This window comes from Sphingobacterium sp. GW821-FHT03E03 (assembly GCF_059420745.1).
Genome location: NZ_JBWKUH010000002.1, coordinates 40761 through 62309, shown reverse-complemented (window position 1 = coordinate 62309; position 21549 = coordinate 40761). Strand labels below are relative to the sequence as shown.

Below are 21549 nucleotides of genomic sequence, written 5' to 3'. Positions count from 1 at the left end.
TGGTTCATTGCCCACCACGCAACAGGCAAGGCAATGACCAAGGCAACAAACACCAATTTTTAAGATCTTCTGACTTTACTCATCCCTTAGACTATCGACTGGATTGGTTCGGATAGCCTTCCATGTTTGATAACTAATGGTACCTAAGGCGATGAGGACAGCGCCCATACCCGCCAGAATAAAGTATATCCAGTTGATATCTATTTTATAGTTGAAGTCTCTTAGCCATTGGTTCATTGCCCACCACGCAACAGGTGAGGCAATGACCAAGGCAACAAACACCAATTTTATAAAGTCTCCAGACAGCAGTTTCAGTAATCTGAGGGTACTCGCGCCAAGTACCTTCCGTACACCGATTTCTTTTGTCCGCTGTTGTGTCACATAGGTGGCCAGTCCAAAGAGACCAAGGGCTGCCACAAAAATGGCGACGATAGCAAAACAGCTGAATATATTTTTCGTCCGTTCAACATCTTGATAAAGGGAAGCAAAGCCCTCATCCAAAAAGCTGTAATTGATTTTTTGATTAGGTGAAAATTTATTCCATACAGTGTTAATCCCGTCCAGGGTCTGCTGTAGGTTTTCGGGCTTAACTTTAATAGAGAGGAGTGATGGATAACCCCGCAGTACCATACATAGACCAGCGTACCCTTTACCCTTCAGTGACTCAAAAATAAAATTGTCCACGACACCAACGACTGTCCAGGTATTGCCATTGGTTATTTTTGCCCCGATCGGATTTTTTAATCCCAGGTCATCCGCCAATTTCTGGTTGATGATCGCAGCGGTACTGTCCGTGGCCATTTTGGGATCGAAATTTCTACCCTTGGTCAATTGTAATCCGAAGGTAGAAAGATAATCCTGGTCAATCTCCCAGAACTGTCCCTGTGTCGCCATATCGACCTCTCGTCTACCTTCATTCCAAAAGGGATTACCATTTCTTTTGGCACCATCAATGGGGACAGGGAGAAAATCACCTAGGGAAACGGAGCTGACATTTGGAATGGACTTTAATTCATTCTTAAGACTAGGGATCTGATTTCCCAATGTACCCACGCCACGCAGGACAATCACCTGTTCCTTTTTAAAGCCCAGGTCTTTTTCCAGGATATAGCGTATCTGCTGATTGGTCACCAGGGCGCTTACAATAAGGATGATGGAAGTTGCAAACTGAAAAATAACAAGACCATTTCTGAATAACGAGGATTTGGCTCCGGTGGTCTTATTTTTCAAGGCAGCAATTGGTTTAAATCGGGATAGATACAAGGCTGGGTAGATTCCGGCCAAGCTGCCGATGAAAATTATCGCCACCAATAAAGATGGAAAAAAGTATATGGATGTCCAGGGAATCGTCAAGGACTTATTGGCGAGATTGTTGAATATAGGCAACAAAGACCAACTCAGCAATAGACCAATGAATAAAGATAATACACTATAGCAAATTGCTTCGAGCAAGAATTGTCCGATCAATGATGTCCTTGTCGAACCAATTGTTTTGCGGATACCGATTTCTTTGGCTCGTGTAGCGGCATTGGCCGTGGACAGGTTGATAAAGTTGATACAGGCTATCAGAAGAATAAATAACGCTACGGTGGCAAATGTCCAAACCAGACGGATATCGCCTCTATTAAGTGTACTGACTTTATCGTCTTCAATATCAGCAGACTTTAAATGGATATCCAGTGCATTTTGTAAGTTGATTTTTACCTGTTCGAATAAAGGATTGAGCTTTCGACCCGATTTTTTGTATTCCGGCAAATAATGCTCTTTATAGTTCTTTAGGATCTCTTTTTCTGTTTGTTCAATGTTGGCCTGTGGTTTTAATTTAACGTAGACCGTATAATTATTGCTGAGCCATTGGTTTTGCTCGCCGGGATAGAAAGGTTCACCCGCAAGAGAGATAAAGAAGCTATAACCGGCCAGCGTAGAATTTTGAGGTATGTCTTCAATCACACCAGTGATGGTATATAGCTTGGATTTGTTATTGTTCAGATAGATGGTCTGTCCGATAGGATCAGTTTTGAAATATTTTTCCGCTTTACTTTTCGTAATGACCAATGTGTTGGGTTGATCTAATGCGTGAGCAAGTCTTCCTGAAATCATAGGTGTCGGAAACATGTCCAGAATAGATTGATCAACGTATACAAAACCATCATCGTAAAAGCTCTGCGGATTGTCGTTCAGGGAGAGCTGGTTGCTGCCCGCGCCAAACAAAGGATTGGGGAGAATGCGGCCCGTTTGTTCTATAGCTGGAATTTCAGCTTTAAGCGTTGGGGCAACGGGTGCCGAAAGTGACACCCAACGCTGTATCTTACCTTCGATCGGAAGCTGAACGACCAGACGATAAATTCGATCCATCGCTGGATAAAATTTGTTGTAACTGGTCTCCTGTTTGATATAAAGTACGATGAGAATACAGATTGCAATACCAAAAGCAAATCCTCCGATCTTTATAAAAGAATAGAGTTTATTTTTTGCCATATTTCGCCAAGCGATTTTAAGACTATTTCCTATCATAACAATACTTTTTTAAGGTCTTATTGATCCGTAATCGACCGGTCAATCTAGACATTAGACTGAAGTCAATTGTATTGCCACTTTATTAAGTTGCTGGTTTATAGGTTTTTGATTTATTTATTGGATTTTATTTCTGTACGATATCGAACAGTTTTACGTCCAATACCGCACAGATTATTCGTGCGATGTTATATCCCTTCTTTTTTTCAATATCCATAGGCATCAGATGATTTGTGCTAGCAATAATTATGTTCCCCAATATATTGACTTTGGCTTTATCTTTTCGAATGGTTCGGTTTTTCAGATTTTTATGGATGCAATTTATAAGAGGTACTGCTGAATTTGTATGAAATACGGCGAAACAATAGCATCTCGTAGCTTTTTGCTCAAAAGTGCATAAAATTACGAGATGCGGAACTTAATCCTCAATCTCTTTCAATTGAAGATGTTCACATAATTCGGACATCATTTTAGCAGGATCGGTATCGATAGCCAAAGCGATTAAATACATTTCATCCAAACGCAATTTGGATGTTTCGGTCATTGTTAATTCATTGATCCTGGCTTTACTTAGTCCTGTTCTGCGCGCAATCTGAGACTTATTTACAGACTTCTTCGCTAAAAATTCGCCTAGTTTGGTCATTGTGTTATCTTAATATTTCATCGTTTTGTATAGATAAATATATATAATGTTATTTTTATTTATACAAATGTTTTTATTTTTAGAATATTTTCTATTTCTTTGTATTGAAAATCTATATTAATTCAATGTGCCAATTATGAAAACAGCGAAAAATCAAAAAACAAAAGTGTATAGGAGAAGATGTGAAGAGTTAGATATACTAATCTATTATCGCATGCTGCTACAACGTATTTCGCGACACCTGTCACCCGAAGAAGTTTCCTTTTTAATGGGCAAACCATTGGATTTTATGACTGGAATTGAAACGTTTAAGATTAAATCAATTCTAGCTTTTGATTTATTTTCTATGTATCGTGTTTTAGAGGTAAATAGTATGGATTCCATGATGCCTTTTGGAGTAGAACTATCATCACAAAAAAACTTATATGAATTACATGTGACTACATTGGCTGACAGGGTTATTTACGACATGTATAAAGTTGATGTTGAGCAGGATCAAAAAATAATCGAATTTAAGTTAATCGATATCCGTCATGATATTGATCATTATAAAGTTTCAACAGCGGATGAGGTTGAAAAGATAAGGCTCTTTTTGAATGAGAAAATTGGTGCAGGATTTTTTAATGAAGAAAGACAACCGTATGAAATCCACGCACTGTGTTGTGTTGAACTCAAACAATACATGCAGCCTAAAAATCTGATGTTAGTTTTAGATGAATTGCTTCAAGGTAGCGAGGACGCAAGGATTGTTCGTCATCAAACTGAATACGGTTTCGGCTATGTTTTAACTGCACACGCAAAATCGACTGAAAATAAATAAGCAATTTTTAACTGTTCACTGTGAACAGCTAAAAATTGCATCAAAGATCCTAAGCCGTAGGTACACCAATTATAAACTTTCATTCCCAATCGGTTAATAATAGATACACTTTTTAGCTTCGATAACCTACGGCTTATTTTTTCTTATCATCCCGTAAACTATTGATGGGATTGATAAGGGCAATTTGAAATACATTATTCATCCCTTAATTTTTCAACAGGATTAAACCGGGTCGCCCGAAATACGATGAAGCCTACCAGTAGGCTAAGTATGCTCAGCAGTATGCCCAGTGGTAAAAGGTAGGTAGAAGCATTGATTTCTATCCGGATTATATAGTTCTGTAGCCAATGTTGCATCAGCATATAGCTAGATGGGACTGTAACCAAAACCGCCAATAGAAATATGCCATAGTATTCCTTTGAAAATAACAGCATCAAATGTGATAATGAGGCGCCCAGCACTTTGCGGATACCTACTTCCTTGTTACGGAGATGAATCGATAAGGAGATTAGACCGGTCAATCCCAGTACAACGATCAAAAGTGAAACAGCACTGGCGATCTGTGCTGCCCGATGCAGTTGCAGTTCCGTTACATATAAACCTTTGATGCGGTCATCCATAAATTGATATTTAAATGGTGCATCAGGCATTAATTCTTTCCATTTTTTTTCCAGTCCTTGTACTGCTCTGGACAGTCTGCCCGGTTTTAAACGGATACTCAGGTATCGGTATTGGAAATTTTCATGGATATCTGTCCAGACAATAGCTGGAGATGCATGGTGAAGAGAATTTGCGACAAAGTTGTCGGTGACCCCTACAATGGTCAACTTAACATTTGGATCGTTCAGGGCGATCTGTTGACCGATGGCGCTTTCGGCATCACTGATGCCAAAATCTTCCATGGCTTTCTTGTTGATCACAACGGATCTATTTGTGGTATTTGTCACCGCATTTTTGGGTAAGAAGGTACCCGCCAATAAAGGGATTTCATAAGTTTCCAGAAAATAACTGTCACTGTTAATCCGTTGCACCTGTACGTCCGTATCGTTGTTATTACCAAAAGCCGATTGCATATTTGAGCCTAATAGCCCTGGTGTCTCATAGGAAAGGCTCACAGATTTGACTACTGATTCCTGCAGCAGCTCATGCCGGATGGCCTCCATTTTCCGGATACCATTTTCGGACCAGTCCCTTGGTGCCTGTACTGTCAACAGATAATCTTTGTTGTACCCTAAATTGCTATTTATAAATAGATTGACTTGTTTGGAGATAATCAAGGTACAGACCAAGAGGAGTAGCGCAACGGCGAACTGAAAGAATAATAGCACTTTTCGAACTAATTGCTTGTTACCCAATGCGGAGAACTGATTTTTGACCGAAGGAAGTATCTTGATATTGGACAGTTTAATTGCTGGGTATAGTCCCGCCAGCATGCCGATCACTACAGTCAATAGGGCCAATAAACCGAAAAAATAGCCCGGTAAATTGATCAGAGATGGCAGCTCGCGCATCAGTACATATGCAAACAAAGGGCGTACTATGCTATAGATGGGCAGACTGATCAATGCTGCAATAGCTACGATAAGAATATACTCTGTCAGCAATTGCCTTACCAATTGTGGTCTGGAAGAACCCATAATCTTGCGCACACCAATTTCCTTCAATCGTGTAATATGCTGTGCAATACTAAAATTGATAAAGTTGATGATGGCCATGACCAGGATAAAAATGGCTATCCAGACTAGGGTCTGAATCATTTTGCGGACAGCACCTTGATTATCGTCTAGATAATAGCTTTTCAACGGTTTTAGGTCGGGGCTGTATTGGCTGGCAAATTCTTGATCGGTGTTTTTATGCACCAGCGCTTGAATTGCCGCATCCAGTTGTTGCGTCGTCACCCCAGCTTTCAATTCGACGTAACCTGCGATGTAAGGATTATTCCAGTTATCCAGAGATCGGCCAAAGTATTGTTCGTTGGCAATGGGCAGGAAAATATCGGAATGCATATCCTTTGTCAAATCCATGATCGCATTTTGTACAGCAGTTTTTATGACGGCCGTAATTTCAAAATCATGTTTTTCGCCTTTGAAATTTTTAATCTGCAAGGTTTTTCCTAGGACATTTATGTTTCCAAAATATTTTAAGGCAGCCTGGTCGGTGATCACCACAGAAAAGGGATTATTCAGCGCGGTCTTAGGATTACCTGCTAAAAGTTCAAAACCAAACATGGTCAAAAGGCTGGGATCACCGAGGGCCATCCCTTCTTCATGGATTGTAGCACCATTAGCGATAATACCTGTTAATCCATCGATACGATAATAGTTGGCAACCAAATTTGGATATTCTTCATACAGGGCTTTGGGGAGCGCTCCGATTGTGGTCAAATTGATCCCAAATCCTTCTTTCTTATACTTGCTCTGTAATAAAAATTGCTGATCTATATTTTTGATCTTGCTATTTACCTGTTGAACATCCCATACATAGGCCCCGACCAGTAGTAAAAAGGTAATACCAAGGATCAATCCAACTAGGTTGATCAGGTTTTGAATTTTTTTCTTTCGAATATTCCGCCAGGCAATCTTGAAGTTTGTAAAAGTCATTGTCACTCGTATAAGGTTTATTTTCATCACCGCAAACGGATCGGATGCAGGTTTTGGTTTTTGCTAATTTGTGTACGATAATACAAATCCTTGGCCAAGCCTGTAGTTTATTGATTGTTAGTTTGTTAAAATTGTTTTTGCCGAGTGGGCTGTCCGAAATCGGACAGTCATTGTACACCCGCGAACACCTCGGTCTGGTCTATTCCTCGAACGGATAGCAAATAACAAGACAGGTAAACCTGACCTCGCTTAAGCTATCCATAGGATCGCTTATCTCTTGTTTGACAGCTTCCTTTCTATTCGTCCCTTAAACTATCAACAGGATTTGCTACAGCTGCCTTGATGGCTTGCGAACTCACTGTCAGCAGTGCGATCAGTACAGCAAGTAGTCCTGCAACGGCGAACATCCACCATTGCATTTCAACGCGGTAAGCAAAATTTTCCAGCCATTTGTACATCGCCCACCAGGCTATCGGTGAAGAAATCACGATGGCGATCAGAACAAGTTTGATAAATTCCGCCGAAAGCATCCGTGTGATACCAGGAACAGAGGCGCCGATGACTTTACGTATACCTATTTCTTTCCGGCGCTGATTTGCCGTAAAAATAGCTAATCCAAATAAACCTAGACAGGCGACAAAAATCGTCAGTCCGGCGAATATGCTCAACAATTTTCCTGTTTTGACTTCAGCCTGATAGGTTTGGGCATAGCGCTCATCGAGGAAAGAATAATTGAATGGAATATCGGAAGGGAATGAGTCATAGACAGCTTTCAACTTTTGAATGAGAGCCTCGGTATCTTTTGTCTGTGTTTTGACAATCAGACTCCCTGCTTGGTCGCCCAATACCATGACCAATGGTGAAATGGGTTCGTGTAGCGATTTAAAATGAAAATCTTTGACAACACCCACGACACGATAGGTTTTATTATCCTTATTGGTCAATGTACGGCCAAGGCTTTTTTCTTTCCAACCCAGATCTTTTGCTGCGGTTTCATTCACGATAATGGATAAGGTATCGTTACCAAAAGCTTTCGAAAAATTTCGTCCCGCATGAAGCTGCATGCCCATTGCAGCAATATATTTCTGGTCTACATCATAACGTAGTGTTTTGACCCATTTTTCTGTATTTCCGTCTGGATAGACAAAGAAGTTATTGTTGTTGGTTTCTCCAGCGGGTAGGTAAGATGAGCGGGAAATATGCTTGATACGGCTGTCTTCGGATAATAGCTTGACGTACGTTTTTTCGTTTTCGCCCAAGGGCCAACTCTGGATCACAATGACATTCTCTTTTTCATAGCCTAATTTGATGTTCCGCATATAATCGAGCTGTCGGATGACAACCACTGTGCAGAAAATGAGCCCTACGGAAATAATAAACTGAAATACCACAAGACTGCTCCTGAGATTGAACCGTTTTGTAGATCGCAACAAACGTCCTTTTAATACAACCAAAGGGTTGAATGCTGCTAGATATAAAGCCGAATAAGTACTCGAAAATAGACCGATCAGTAAGCCGAATGCGAGCAGGAGGGGGATTATTTTGGCAAAATCGAGTTGATGGATCTCAATGGATTTGCCTGATAATTGATTAAATAGAGGAAGAGCAAGTAAAACGATCCCGACTGCCAGAAACAATGCCAGATAGGTCAGCAGAATGCCTTCGGAGAGGAACTGACGGATCAGGCTTTGCCTGTCGGCACCTAGTACTTTCCGTACACCTACTTCCCGGCTTCTCCGGAAACCACTTGCCGTTGATAGGTTCATAAAATTGATCGTCGCAATTAATAGCATAAACAGCGCTATAGCACTAAAAATATAAATGTACCGGATATCACCTGATGGACTTAGATCGTAGCCAAAATTGGAGTGCAGATGGATATCGGTCAGGGGCTGTAAATAGAGACCTATTGTATTGCCTGATTTTTTGTAATCCGCATAGCTCATTCCGAATCCAGCCATAAACTGGGCTCCAACATGTTTGTCAAATAAGGCCGCTAAATTTTTCTCTAGACTTTTTAATGAGGTATTTTCTGCGAGCAGCGCATACGTATAATACTCGGATGTCATCCAGGAGTTTGAACGGGAATCTTCCAGTGCCGAAATTGAGGTGAAAATATCGAAATGGAAGTGCGAGTTTCTGGGGATATCCTTCATTACCCCAGTAATTTTTAGGATATTTTGATCACCTTTTATGGCGAGATCCCGACCTACAACGTCTGTTGTTCCAAAATATTTGCGTGCCATGGATTCAGATATTACCGTGGTATAGGGCATCTTCAACGCGGTATTCGCATCACCTTTGATAAGAGGCAAGGTAAATATTTTAAAGAAGGAGGCATCAACATAGGCCATCTGTTCATCACGAAAAACTTTATCACCAACCGTAAATAAGGGTGCTCCAGCTTGTCTCAAACGCGCTGTCTCCTGTACTTCTGCTAATTCAGCTTTCATTGTGGCTGCCACAGGCGGCATGACATGTGCCTCATTCATCGTTCCCCCTTGTACCGTACCCCGAAAGACGACACGTACAATTCGATCCGCATTTGTATTGAACCGATCAAAACTGAATTCATCGGTGACATATAGGCTTATCAGCAAACAGATCGCAATCCCCAAGGCTAACCCAGTGATATTGATGATTGAGGTGGAAGAATTTCTTCTTAGATTCCGCCACGCTATTTTTAGATTGTTCTTTATCATAATGGGATCGTATTGGTTGGTATTATTGTTTACTCATTTCTCAGACTATTCACCGGATTGCTAAGTGCGGCCTTAATGGCTTGATAACTTATGGTTGCCATACTGATTAATATCGCCATTAGTCCCGCAATAACAAAATAATACCATTGAATCTGGATACGGTAACTGTAATCCTGCAACCATTTGTCCATTATCCACCAAGCGATTGGTGAGCCTATCAGAATAGCAATGATCACTAATTTAATAAAGTCTACCGATAGCAATGAAGTTACCTGTGTCAAATTTGCCCCGAGGACTTTGCGAACCGCGATTTCTTTCATACGTGTCTCAGCCATATATGCGATCAAGGCGAGTAGACCAAGACAGGAAATAAAGATGGTCAACCCTGAAAATAGCATTGAAATCGTCCCAATAGATTGTGTTTCTTTGAATTTAGCTTCAAAATTTTCGTCTATAAATTTGTAGTCAAATGGATACTCTGGATTGAACTTTTTAAAGATTGCTTCGATAGTTTTTAAATTGACTGCAGTAATGTTGTTTGGATTTAAACGATAGTGGATATTTGTAAACCAGGATTTAGGCCCAAAGACGACCATTGGATAACTTGCTTCAAAGGGAGATTCCGTAATAAAATCTTTGATTACCCCAACGACGACCCAGTCCTGACCATCACCGTTTATCGTTTGCCCAACCGGATGCTGCAAGCGCATCTGCTTGACCGCTGTTTCGGTCAGTAACATGGCATTACTGTCTGTCGGATATTGATAAATATTTATATCTCGTCCAGCAACAAGTTTAAATCCCAGCGTTTTCACGGCATCGGCATCGGTACTGAAACGGTTGAAGGAGATTTTTTTATCGCTCTCTGTACTGCCCTGCCAGGAGAAACCCCAGCCATTGCTGTAACGATCTGTGACCGGGGACATATTTTTTGTCACCGAGAGCACGGCATTGCTGGCCAACAATTCATTTCGAAGAGTCTGGTAGATCTTTCCGCTGTTAAGTTTGCCCGTAAATCGGGTCGCAGCAAGCCCATTGTCATTATAACCACGATCGCGATCCTTGGTATGCTGGATTTGTTGCGAAACGATGATAGTTGCTATAACCAAGATAATAGCGAGACTGAATTGGACGATAACCAGGATAGAGCGCACACTGATCCCTTTGTTGTAGGTGTTCAATTTCCCTTTTAATGTTTTCAATGGTTTAAAGGAAGAGAGAAAAAATGCAGGGTAGCTTCCCGCTAATACTCCAGTCAACAACGTGAAGCCAATTAAGAACAACCAGGTATCGCCGGAGAGAATGGAGATGGTAAGATTTTTTTCAACCAGATCATTGAAGGCAGGGAGAACTAATACGATGGCTACGAGAGCGAGTATCATTGCACCAATACTGACCAGTATACTCTCGATAATAAATTGTAGAATAAGACTTTTTCTTTGTGCACCGACTACTTTACGTACGCCGACCTCTTTGGCTCTTCTCTCGGAGCGGGCTGTACTGAGATTCATAAAATTAATACAGGCAACAAGCAAAATAAAGACACCGATCCAGGTAAATAAATGAACTAACTGGATCCGTCCGGCAGTATAAGCGCCATTTTCACTTTTGTTGTAGAGATAAGTGTCTTTGTATGGAAATGCAAAGATTTCGTTTGTCGATTTGATTTCATTATCTCCTACATTGATATGGTTCTGGCTGAAAAGTCTAATTTTAGCATTGAAGTTTTCCAATGTTGTCCCTTCCCGTAACAGCAGATAGGTATAAGTTGAATTGTTAGACCAATTTTCATCTACGAAGCCCATTTTCTTGGCCAAATCCCATGATAGCAAATAATCAAACTGTATACTGCTGTAGCTGGAAGGATCTTTTACGATCGCTTGGACGGTTACCAAATATTTTGATTCTATTTTAATAGTTTTTCCTATTGGATCCGTATCACCGAAAAGCGCTTTTGCATATTTTTCCGTAATGACTACTGAGTTCGGATCTTTAAGTGGATTGGTTTTATCTCCTTTAAGTAATGGATAGCTGAACATATTGAAGAAACCAGGATCGACAAAAGTGGCGCTGGAAACAAGATTTTTATCCCCATAACTTGTTAGAAATTTATCGTCCTGCTCGATACGCGTAAAACTTTCGATTTCGGGGAAATCGCTTTTCAGTGTTGGCCCCATAATCTTAGGTGTATTTGTCCAGGCCTGTAATTCGCCTTGATAGGTATCGCGGTTACTGATAATATAAAGGCGGTCACTTTTTTCATGAAAGCGGTCTGTACCCAACATATTCTGCAACCAAAGGGTAATTAGTAAGGCGCCAGCCATACCGATGGCTAAACCAAAGATATTAATCGCCGAAAAAGCTTTGTTCTTCAGTAAATTTCGCCAAGCTACTTTGATATATGTTTTTATCATGTTGTTTCTATTAAAATATGAGATAATGGATAATTATTCGTCCCTTAATGTTTTTACCGGATTGTAATTTGCGGCTCTGATGGCTTGAGAACTTACTGTCACGAAGGCGACCAAAAGGGCTGCAGCACCTGCCAGCGCAAAAATCCACCATTGTATCTCAATGCGATAGGAGAAATCTTGTAACCATTTATTCATTGCCCACCAGGCGATCGGTGAGGCCAGCAAAATGGAAACAATCACCAATTTGATAAAATCTTTGGAGAGCATGGCTGTAATGCCACTAACCGAAGCACCGAGTACCTTGCGGATGCCAATTTCTTTGGTTCTTAGTTCTGCAATATAGGACGCTAATCCAAATAAGCCTAAGCAAGATATAAAAATCGCCAACCCCGAAAAGATGAACGCCAGTCGAGCTGTCTGTTGCTGTTCTTTAAATTTACCAGCAAATTTTTGATCGACAAATTGATATTCGAAGGGATATGCCGGATTGAATTTTTTAATGATCTGCTCGATTTGTTTTAGCTGATTGCTCATTGAAGTTGTCGGGCTGGTACGGATCACTAGATTGAACAAGGAATTCTTGTTAGCGTATATAAACATAGGCTTTACAGGATTATAAGGAGAACCACTGATGTAGTCCTTGATTACACCAACAATGGTATAGGTATTATCTCCCCATTTTAGAAAGCTTCCAATAGGGTTTTCCAGTTTCATTTCTTTGATAGCGGCAGCGTTCAGTAATACAGCAACGCTATCGGCAGCTACTCTCGGATAATCGATATCCCGACCGGCAATAAGTTTTAATCCAAGTGTTTTGACAAGATCATTTTCTGCTCTTCCTAGATCAAATCCCATTTTTTTCTCCTGTTCAGGTGTTGAACCTTCCCAAGAAAAACTACCCCAAGCGCTGCTCCCGCTAATGGTTATTGATGATCCTGTACGTGTGACGGCAGTAGCAACTCCACTGTTAATTAGTTCGGATTTGATCGCTTCGTAATTTTTACCCATATCACCTTCCATCCCTATCTCGATAAGTTGGTCGGTGTTATAACCAACATCACGTTGTCCCGCATATTCAATTTGTTTCCGGACGACAATCGTAGCAATAATAAGTATGATGGCAATACCGAATTGAAAAATGACCAATAATTCACGGAAATTCAAGGGGATCTTTTTTGATGAGCCAAATATTTTTAGTGATTTTATAGGTTTGAAAGCCGATAGTACAAATGCAGGATATAGTCCCGCCAGGATACCTGTTAGAGAAATAAACCCGATCAACGAGAACCAGATTGTTGGATCTGACAAAGCAAGTACCAAGGGTTTATCAAATAGCTTATTGAAAAGAGGAAGAATCAGTACTGTCAATGTGATGGCAAGGGCTCCTGAGATCATCGCCAATAATAGGGATTCTGTCAGAAATTGTGCAATGAGGTTGAAACGCTGTGCCCCCACAACTTTTCGTATAGCGACTTCTTTTGCCCTTTTTTGGCTGCGCGCTGTACTGAGATTGATAAAATTGATACAGGCTATCAATAAAATTAATAAACCAATACCCGCAACAAGTTTAACCTGATCAATTTTTCCGCCAACTGGAATACCCTGTTCAAATTTTGAATACAGGTGCATTTTGGATATTGGATATAAGTACAAAGACCCTTTTAACTCGTTGTTGGATTTTTTCTCAATTATGTTGACAAGCTTTTTATTAAAAGCGTCAATATTAGTTCCAGCCTTTAACTGTACGTAACTTGAGAATGTGATTGTATTCCAATTTGGTGAATATTTGCTAGCATTGGCTAAAGGGATCAGGTAGGTGAAATCAAAACTTGTATTGTTTGGAAGATCCTGCATAACAGCAGAAACCTGATAAGGCTCCTTGTTATCAAGTATGATGGTTTTATTCAATGGGTCTACGCCACCAAATATACTTTTAGCCAAGCTTTCCGTAAGAATAATATTTTTTGTTTCGTGTAAAGCTTGATCACCATTTCCTTTAAGGAGTTTAAAATCAAACATCCGGATAAAATCTGGATCGACTTCATTTCCTTTGGATTTGATTTTTTTGTCATCAAATGATATCAGTCTAGTGGTACTCCAATACATACGCGCAGCATGTTCGACTTCTGGATAGTCTTCCACAAGAGCACGTGTTGCTCGTCCGGAAGTAATCTCATTCATACCTACTTTTCCCTCATCATTCTGGCTTTTAATCCAGATCTTATATAAGTTTTCTTTATTGCTATAAAAATTGTCAAACTGTAATTGGTTTTGCACCCATATGCCGATAATCAATACAGCAGCCATGCCTATGGAAAGACCGATGATATTAATAATAGAATAGCTCTTACTTTTCCAAAGATTCCGCCAAGCGATTTTAATATGGTTTTTAAACATGTTATTTCTATTTTTTTATAAAATTATTCATCCCTTAAACTGTCAATGGGATTTGTCACCGCTGCTTTTACCGTCTGAAAACTGATTGTAATAAAGGAAACCAGCAGTGCGCTTGATCCTGCGATAATGAATATCCACCAGTCCAGTGTAATGTGATAAGCAAAATTGTCCATCCAGCGATGCATGGCGTACCATCCCAATGGTATAGCGATCAAAAGTGCTGAACAAACGAGTATCATAAAGTCAACGCTGAGTATCTTGACGATTTTGAATACGGAAGCACCCAATACTTTGCGAATTCCGATTTCTTTGACACGCTGTTGCACAGCATAAGCGGATAGTGCGAATAAGCCCATACAAGCAATGGCAATTGTAATAATCGAAAAGAGCTGCATGACTTTTGTCGTCTGTTGATCTTTTAAATAGAGTTTGCTATAGTCATCATTTAGAAAATGATATTCAAATTGGTTTTTCGCATTAATGTCTTTCACGACCGATTTCACTTGCGCTATTGCGTCTTGAATTGGCGTATTTGGGTTGAGTCGGATGAAAATATTACCAAAATAATAGTATTCAGGAAAAAGTACAATAGGCTTAATCTCATTGTGGAGTGAAGCGAAGTTGAAGCTGGCAACAACTTGTTTAATACTGCCTTTACGGCCGTTTAAATTTATTTTCTTACCGATAGCCTGTTGTGGTGTAAATCCCATCGCCGATGCGGCAAGTGTATTGACAACGAAACCGAATTCTGGTGATACGGTATCCCGTGCACGCAAAATATCTGTATCAGAAAGTGGCTCCCCTGCGACCGTTTTAATACGGAAGACCGATACAAAATCTTTTTCGATAGGAATTGCTGTCACATTCATTTCAAAATCGGTTGGTTGGCCCTCGACTTCATTAATGCTATATCCGCCCTGAATATTGACTGGATTGTCATAGGAAGCGGTTACGCCCTGAACACTATTGAGCTGGATCAATTTATCTTTTAACAATTGCCGTTCCTTGTCCTGCCATCCCTGCCCGTCGATGACCAGCATATTCGTGCGGTCTAGCCCTGTATTTTTGGATTGTATAAATTGCATTTGACGTCCCGCAAATAAGGTGCAGATGATAAAGAAGATGGATATGCTGAATTGGAAGGTGACCAATACCTTGCTAAAAGAAATCCCGCTTTGTTTCTCCGTCAATTTCCGTTTGAAAATAGATATTGGTTTTGAGCTGGCAATAGAATAGGCCGGCCATCCGCCAGAAATTAGTGTCAATACGATAAAAAATAGAAACAGGATAGCATAGAACCTGGGATCTGTCCATACCGTTAATTGCATTTCGCTTCCCATGTACGAACTGAATACGGGCAATAATAGAAATGTAGCCAGCAGGCCTAACGAAAGGGAGAGCAATACCATCAAACTACATTCTAAGAAGAATTGCAAGAAAATCGTTTTTCGGGCGGCACCTAAAACTTTTTTAACTCCAATTTCCTTTTTGCGTTCGATGGCATGTGCCAATATTAAATTTGTGAAGTTAATGCTCGTCAGGATAATAAGCGCAGCTCCTAGAGCCATCAAAATATAGATATACACCAGGTTGCCAGAACCCGCAGCCTTAGAATGCAGATGAATATCGATTAGTTTTTCAATTGAAAAGCTAAATTGATAACCTTGTTTGGTTGCCTCGGCGAATTTCGCTTTGGTGATCTGATCTAATTTCTGTTGAATGGCGCCAAAACTGTCCTTGTTTTTTAGTAGCGCGATGGTGATGTCATTTGCCGAAGACCATTCTGGTTGCTTGTAGCGTGCTAAATCTTTGTTGGAAAGAATGGCCGTGAAGTTTATCTGTGTATTTGTGGGTAAATCTTGTATGACACCGGAGACTTTCCAATTGACTTTATCTATAGCTAAGGTTTTTCCCAGTGCAGATTGTTTTGGGAAGTATTTTTCGGCGAGTTTTTTAGTCAGTACGATTTGATTTGGTTCAGTTAATGCATGTTTTGCATCGCCCTCGATAAATGTGTAACCTAAGGTGTTAAAAAAATTAGGATCAGCATACATCAGTTTTTTTTCCTTCGTTGTTTCGTCTTTCGATTCTACATTTCCGGCCTTGGAATATTCAAATAATCGGGTTGCCTGTTCGATTTCGGGAAGCTCTGCTTGCAAGGTGGGGGCTAGGGCTGTTGGTGTTACACTCGAATTTACCTCTTCGTTGCTATTGGGTGCCTTATAGGTCAGACTGAAATAAGCTAAACGGTCGGCATTTGGAAAAAAACGTTCATAACTTGATTCGTGAAAAATATAGGCTGCTAGTAACAGGAAGCAGGTAATGCCCAAACTTAAGCCAAACATGTTTAATAAGGAAAACCCCTTATTTTTTTTGATATTCCGCCAGGCAATTTTAAGGTAGTTCTTAATCATCGTATTGAGTTTTTGACTTTTCCATAATTTTTCTGTCCTGCAAAGCTGTTTATCCAAATAGATAGCTTTTTGCTGGTCATGCACATTAGAAATAGCTAATTCAATTCGTTTGCCATAAGTGTAATTTGTTGATTATTAGTTGGTATTGTGTTTTGGTGGGATTGTTATATGTTCGAAAACGGACAGTCTGCTGTCCGTCGCCGTACATGTGTGTCTACTCGTTCCGTAATGTGATCACCGGATTGGCCAATGCCGCTTTAATGGTTTGATAACTGACCGTTATTAGGGTGATGCCCAGTGCCGTTAATCCCGTAAAGGCAAATACTGTCCAGCTAATTGAAATGCGATAAACATAATCGTCGAGCCATGTTTCCATTAACAGAAAGGCCAGAGGAGCTGCAACGAGGAAACCGATTAATGTCAACCATAGGTATTCGGTGCATAACAATTTCCATAAACCAACTTCTGATGCGCCAAGAACCTTACGGATACCAATTTCTTTTTCACGTTGCTCGGTTAGAAATGCGACCAAAGCATATAGTCCAAGACAGGAAATCAGTATGGCGAGCCCCGTAAAAATACTGGTCAGGCTTTTGATCATTTCCATTTGTTCAAATTGCTTGGCATATTCTTGATCTGTGAATGCATAATCAAAGATGAGATCTGGATCAAAGCGATTGAATTGTTGAGCGATTGCTTTCATTGTTTGACTGATATTTTGCTGTTCATTCAGTCTGAGTGTTATTTTATTTTTTGGAAGAAAATCAAGAAAATAGGCCGTAGGTGTAATGGATTTGAACGGGGATTCGGATAACGTGTTCTGTATAATACCGATAATGGTATAGTTGACTCCACTCCGAGAAGGCTGCTTGCTTGTCAGATCTGTAACCCCCATAAATTTGGCCGCTGCCTCATTGATGATTACTCCTGTGGAATCTGTCTTGAAATCTTTGGAGAAATTTCTTCCCTTCAAAAAGTTCCATTGTACGGTTTTGGCAAAGTTTTCGTCTATCGTGAAAATCCCCATAATGGATCCTTCCTTTGTTTCATTCCCCTGCCAGTTAAAACCGCCACCAGTTAAAGTGAGTTTGTTTACAAAATTCGAAGTGAGTGATGCCTCCTGAATCAAACGTTGACCGATCAGTTCTTTTCTCAGGATCTCAAAGTTTTTGGAAATTAATTGACTACTGCTAGTGATGTTGACTAAGTTTGAGCTTTTGTAACCAATCGGACGATCCTTTGTATAGTGCAATTGTTTGATGACCAAATAGGTTGCAATCATCAAAAAGATGGAAATTGCAAATTGTACAACAACCATTCCCTTTCTGGCATTGAATCCTCTTTTACCGATGTTCATCTTTCCTTTGAGCGCAAGGATCGGATTGAAAGAGGATAAGAACAGTGCAGGATATAGTCCAGCCGAAACTCCTAAAATAAGAATTGCCAATAAGGCATATGCGTAGAATTGAATACTCGTAAATGGAACATGCAATGAGGTATTGGTGATGGTATTGATCCACGGAAGAAGCAAGGTACTTAATATCAGTGCTATCAGAAAAGCACAGGATACGGAAAGGATGGATTCAACTAAAAATCCCGCAATCAGTTGCCGACGGTTTACACCAACAGATTTTAGAATACCAATTTCCTTTCCTCTTTTTAAACTTCGGGCTGTACTGAGGTTAATGAAGTTTATACTTGCCAACAAAAGAATAAATATACTGATCCAGGCAAACATACATACATATTGAATCTGCCCACCTGCATTTTTGCCATTTTTGAATGAATCATAAAGAATCCATTTGGACATGGGGTGCAACAGAATTTCAGGGTTGATATCTGTAAGATTTGTTCTAAAGATATTGGTCAGTTTTTGCTCAAGTCCCAGAATATTGTGTGGGTTTTCAATCCTACCATACGTGCGAAAAAAGCAGTTTGACCACCTTTCGTCGACACCCTCATTTTTGTGGAGATAATCGACAAAAGGCAAAATATACGCTAATCCTTGAAATGTACTATTTTCAGGAACATCTTCAAAAACACCCAGTATATTATATTGCTCTTTTCCGTTGAGTTGAATAGTCTTCCCGATCACATCAGTTGACCCCAATAGCCGATTGGCTAATGATTCGGAGATAATCATGGTGGATGCTGCGGTAGGGGTAGAAATATCTCCATGTACAGATTTTAATGAAAACAATTCGGAAAATTTGCCCATTGCATAAAAGCCGTCGACGTTGAATTTCTTGTCCCCAACCTTAAGGTTGTTACTTTCGTTGGTGACCAATGCAACATCCTGCATCTCATTGGTAAAATCAGATGCAATAACCTTTGCTAAGGGGACTGGAGTAGAATGACCCGTAGATTTTTCATTATTGAATGTACCTGTTAACATGACTTGATAGATACTATCATAGTTTTCATGATTGTGGTTGAAGGAAAACTGTTTCAAGATCCATAGCGTGCTTACCAAAGCAACCGTAAATCCCAGGGACAATCCAAGGATATTGATTGCCGTATTTAAGGGGTTGCGTTTAAGATTGCGTAAAGCGGTTTTCAAAAATAATTTAATCATGGCGGTGTTTGATGGTTATGTTTGTTGTTTTGGTGTGCTGATTAATTGTTCAATATATAAAGAGTTAATTTTTATGAATAAAAGCTATTCGTCTTTTAAACTTTTGACGGGGTTGGCGATAGCTGCTTTGATCGATTGAAAACTAACAGTAAACAGGGCAATCATAATCGTTAGGAAGCCTGCACCTAAAAATATGGTTATCGGCACTGTTGTTCTAAAGGCAAATCCATCTAGCCAGTTCGAAGTGAAATATAACGCGACAGGAAGTGCGATAACATTAGCGATAATGATCAAGAGCAAAAATTCTTTATTCAGCATTTGCATAATATTGAAGACCGTTGCTCCGAGGACTTTTCTGATGCCAATTTCCTTGGTTTTCAGTTGTGCGGTATACGTGCATAGTCCAAGAAGTCCCAGACAAGAAATTAGTATCGCTATGATGGCAAAGAAATTAAACAATGTTCCTTGTTTTTGCTCGCTCATATATTGTTGCTGGTAGCTTTCGTCCACGAAACTATAACTGATAGGCATATCGTCATAGTAGCTTTTCCAGATTTGTTGCAGCGCATGCAACGCCGACTCGGTTCCGGCAGGGTTTGTTTTTATATAAAGCTGCTGGCAATCTTTTGGACTAAATTGAAAGACCATAGGTTCGATCTTTTGACGTACACTTGCGTAATTAAAATCTTTGACCACACCAATAATGGTTCCCGGAACAGTTCGAATCCGTAAACGGGTACCAATTGGATTCTTTAATCCCATCTCACGAACGGCAGTTTCATTGATGAGAAAATGCGTAGAATCTGCCATTGAGCCGGTGAAATTTTTCCCTTGAGTCAGTTTTATCTTGAAAAAATCAAGTGCATATTGATCCGAATGCGTAATGCTGAACCAAAGATTTGAATTGCTGGGCTTTCCGTCCCAATCGTTATCTCCTGTCGATCCACCACCATATACCATATCCCTTCCAAGTCGAATGACATCACTTACGCCTTTATTTTTCAGGAGATCACTTTTGACGGCATCAAAATGTTGCGCCATTTTAGGAGCCATGGAAACAGCGATAATATTGCTCTTTTCATAACCTAGGTTCTTGTTGCGTATATATTCCAATTGTCGACCGATGACGATCGTCATTGTGATGAGAACAATAGATACCGTAAACTGTAACACGACTAATATCTTTCTAAAATTTGATTTCTTCATTCCGAATCTGCCCTTTAATACTTTGATTGGGTCAAAGTTTGAAAGTAATAATGCCGGATAAATGCTGGTCAATAGTAATGTGCCTATCAACATGATTAAAATATAGCTCCAGAGATCAATACTAGATAGCTGCAAAGAAATATGTTTGCCAGAGAAATTGTTAAAAAAGGGGAGAAAGATAAAAACAATACTGACTGCTAAAGTTGCAGCGATTGTGAAGAGCAATGTCGTCTCCAGAATAAATTGGGAAAATAACTCTTTTCTTCCAGCCCCGATAATTTTACGGATACCGACTTCTTTGGATCTGGATAAGGAGCGCGCTGTTGAGAGGTTGATGTAATTGATACTAGCAATGACAAGAATCATCAATGCGACGCCTATAAAGATATGGACAGTACCAATTCCTCCATCGCTGCCATCCATCTGATAAAGGTGCATCTTCGCTAATTCTTGCGTGACATAGGGCACGGGAGTATCTTCTGGTTTATTGCGTTCATGTATCTTTTGTAATTTCTGAGCCACCACAGCGGGGTTTGCATCAGGTCTCAACTGCAGGTAGGTTCCAAAGGAGAAACTCGACCAATCTTCATCCATCGATGACAGATAGGTTTTATTGTCGTAGGTGGTTTTGTTTTTGATGTAAGTCTGTTCATTAAACCGTGAAAGGGGGAGGAGTACCTGAAATTGAAAGGAGGAGTTTTCGGGATAGTCGGGGATAACTCCACTTACTACACATAAATCTTCTATTCCCAATACCACAGTTTTGCCGATTGGATTTTCATCACCAAAATACCGACGGGCAGTGGTCTCGGTAAGAACAACGGAATTGTTATCAGGAAAAGGCAGCTTCTGGTTACCTTGAATGAGCGGGAAATCAAAAACACTAAAATAACTTGGATCTACAAAAGCGAAATTTTTTTCTCTAAATCGTTTGTCTTTATACTTGATGGCGGCATCACCGATCCTAAGGATACGTACAGCGTCCTGAACTTCGGGAATTTCTCTCTTGGCAAAACTCCCAACTGGGGCAATGATAGATCCAAATATTCGTTTTGAGATCCCCGTTCCACCCTCAATCCCAATTTTGTAGATCGAGCCTTGATTCTTGTGAAAACGGTCAAAGGACAATTCATCCTTTATCCATAGTAATAGGAAGATTCCCACAACTAATCCTGCGGTCAACCCGAGGATATTGATAGCGCTATAGAATTTGTTGGAAAAAATACTGCGCCATGCGGTTTTGATGAAATTCTTTATCATTGCG

The 21549-nt window shown here is 40.1% G+C and carries 10 protein-coding genes; 1 reads left to right on the top strand and 9 read right to left on the bottom strand.

Annotated elements, in window-relative coordinates; all coding sequences use genetic code 11:
* Positions 1-75 precede the first annotated feature (75 nt).
* Together AC07UV_RS03590 and AC07UV_RS03585 are read right to left on the bottom strand one after the other, a co-directional pair.
* Complete coding sequence (locus AC07UV_RS03590) at positions 76-2514, bottom strand: ABC transporter permease (RefSeq protein ID WP_495182751.1); 2439 nt, start codon at positions 2512-2514, stop codon at positions 76-78.
* A 418-nt stretch (positions 2515-2932) separates the two neighbouring features.
* Entirely contained in the window at positions 2933-3157 is a 225-nt protein-coding gene (locus AC07UV_RS03585) for a helix-turn-helix domain-containing protein (protein WP_282250221.1), read from the bottom strand.
* 136 nt (positions 3158-3293) lie between these two features.
* On the opposite strand from AC07UV_RS03585, the gene AC07UV_RS03580 reads away from it, so the two are divergent.
* Positions 3294-3977 (top strand): hypothetical protein, encoded by a 684-nt coding sequence (locus AC07UV_RS03580; RefSeq protein WP_495182750.1) that lies wholly within the window; start codon positions 3294-3296, stop codon positions 3975-3977.
* A gap of 194 nt (positions 3978-4171) precedes the next feature.
* On the opposite strand, the gene AC07UV_RS03575 is transcribed toward AC07UV_RS03580, so the two are convergent.
* The 7 genes from AC07UV_RS03575 to AC07UV_RS03545 all read right to left on the bottom strand — a co-directional run bounded on the left by AC07UV_RS03575 (position 4172) and on the right by AC07UV_RS03545 (position 21545).
* Positions 4172-6577 carry an ABC transporter permease gene (locus AC07UV_RS03575; protein WP_495182749.1) on the bottom strand — a complete coding sequence of 802 codons (2406 nt, stop codon included), beginning with the start codon at positions 6575-6577 and terminating at the stop codon, positions 4172-4174.
* Between the two features lie 296 nt (positions 6578-6873).
* Positions 6874-9279 (bottom strand): ABC transporter permease, encoded by a 2406-nt coding sequence (locus AC07UV_RS03570; RefSeq protein WP_495182748.1) that lies wholly within the window; start codon positions 9277-9279, stop codon positions 6874-6876.
* A 29-nt stretch (positions 9280-9308) separates the two neighbouring features.
* Positions 9309-11693: an ABC transporter permease gene (locus AC07UV_RS03565; RefSeq protein ID WP_495182747.1), complete on the bottom strand. Its 2385-nt coding sequence runs from the start codon at positions 11691-11693 to the stop codon at positions 9309-9311.
* Between the two features lie 33 nt (positions 11694-11726).
* Positions 11727-14090 (bottom strand): ABC transporter permease, encoded by a 2364-nt coding sequence (locus AC07UV_RS03560; protein ID WP_495182746.1) that lies wholly within the window; start codon positions 14088-14090, stop codon positions 11727-11729.
* Positions 14091-14113: 23 nt separating this feature from the next.
* Positions 14114-16504, bottom strand: a complete 2391-nt coding sequence (locus AC07UV_RS03555) for an ABC transporter permease (RefSeq protein ID WP_495182745.1) — start codon at positions 16502-16504, stop codon at positions 14114-14116.
* A 214-nt stretch (positions 16505-16718) separates the two neighbouring features.
* A complete protein-coding gene (locus AC07UV_RS03550) occupies positions 16719-19079 on the bottom strand; it encodes an FtsX-like permease family protein (RefSeq protein WP_495182744.1) in 2361 nt (786 codons plus the stop codon).
* Positions 19080-19163: 84 nt separating this feature from the next.
* Positions 19164-21545, bottom strand: coding sequence for an ABC transporter permease (locus tag AC07UV_RS03545; protein WP_495182743.1), 2382 nt, complete (start codon positions 21543-21545; stop codon positions 19164-19166).
* Positions 21546-21549: the final 4 nt, after the last annotated feature.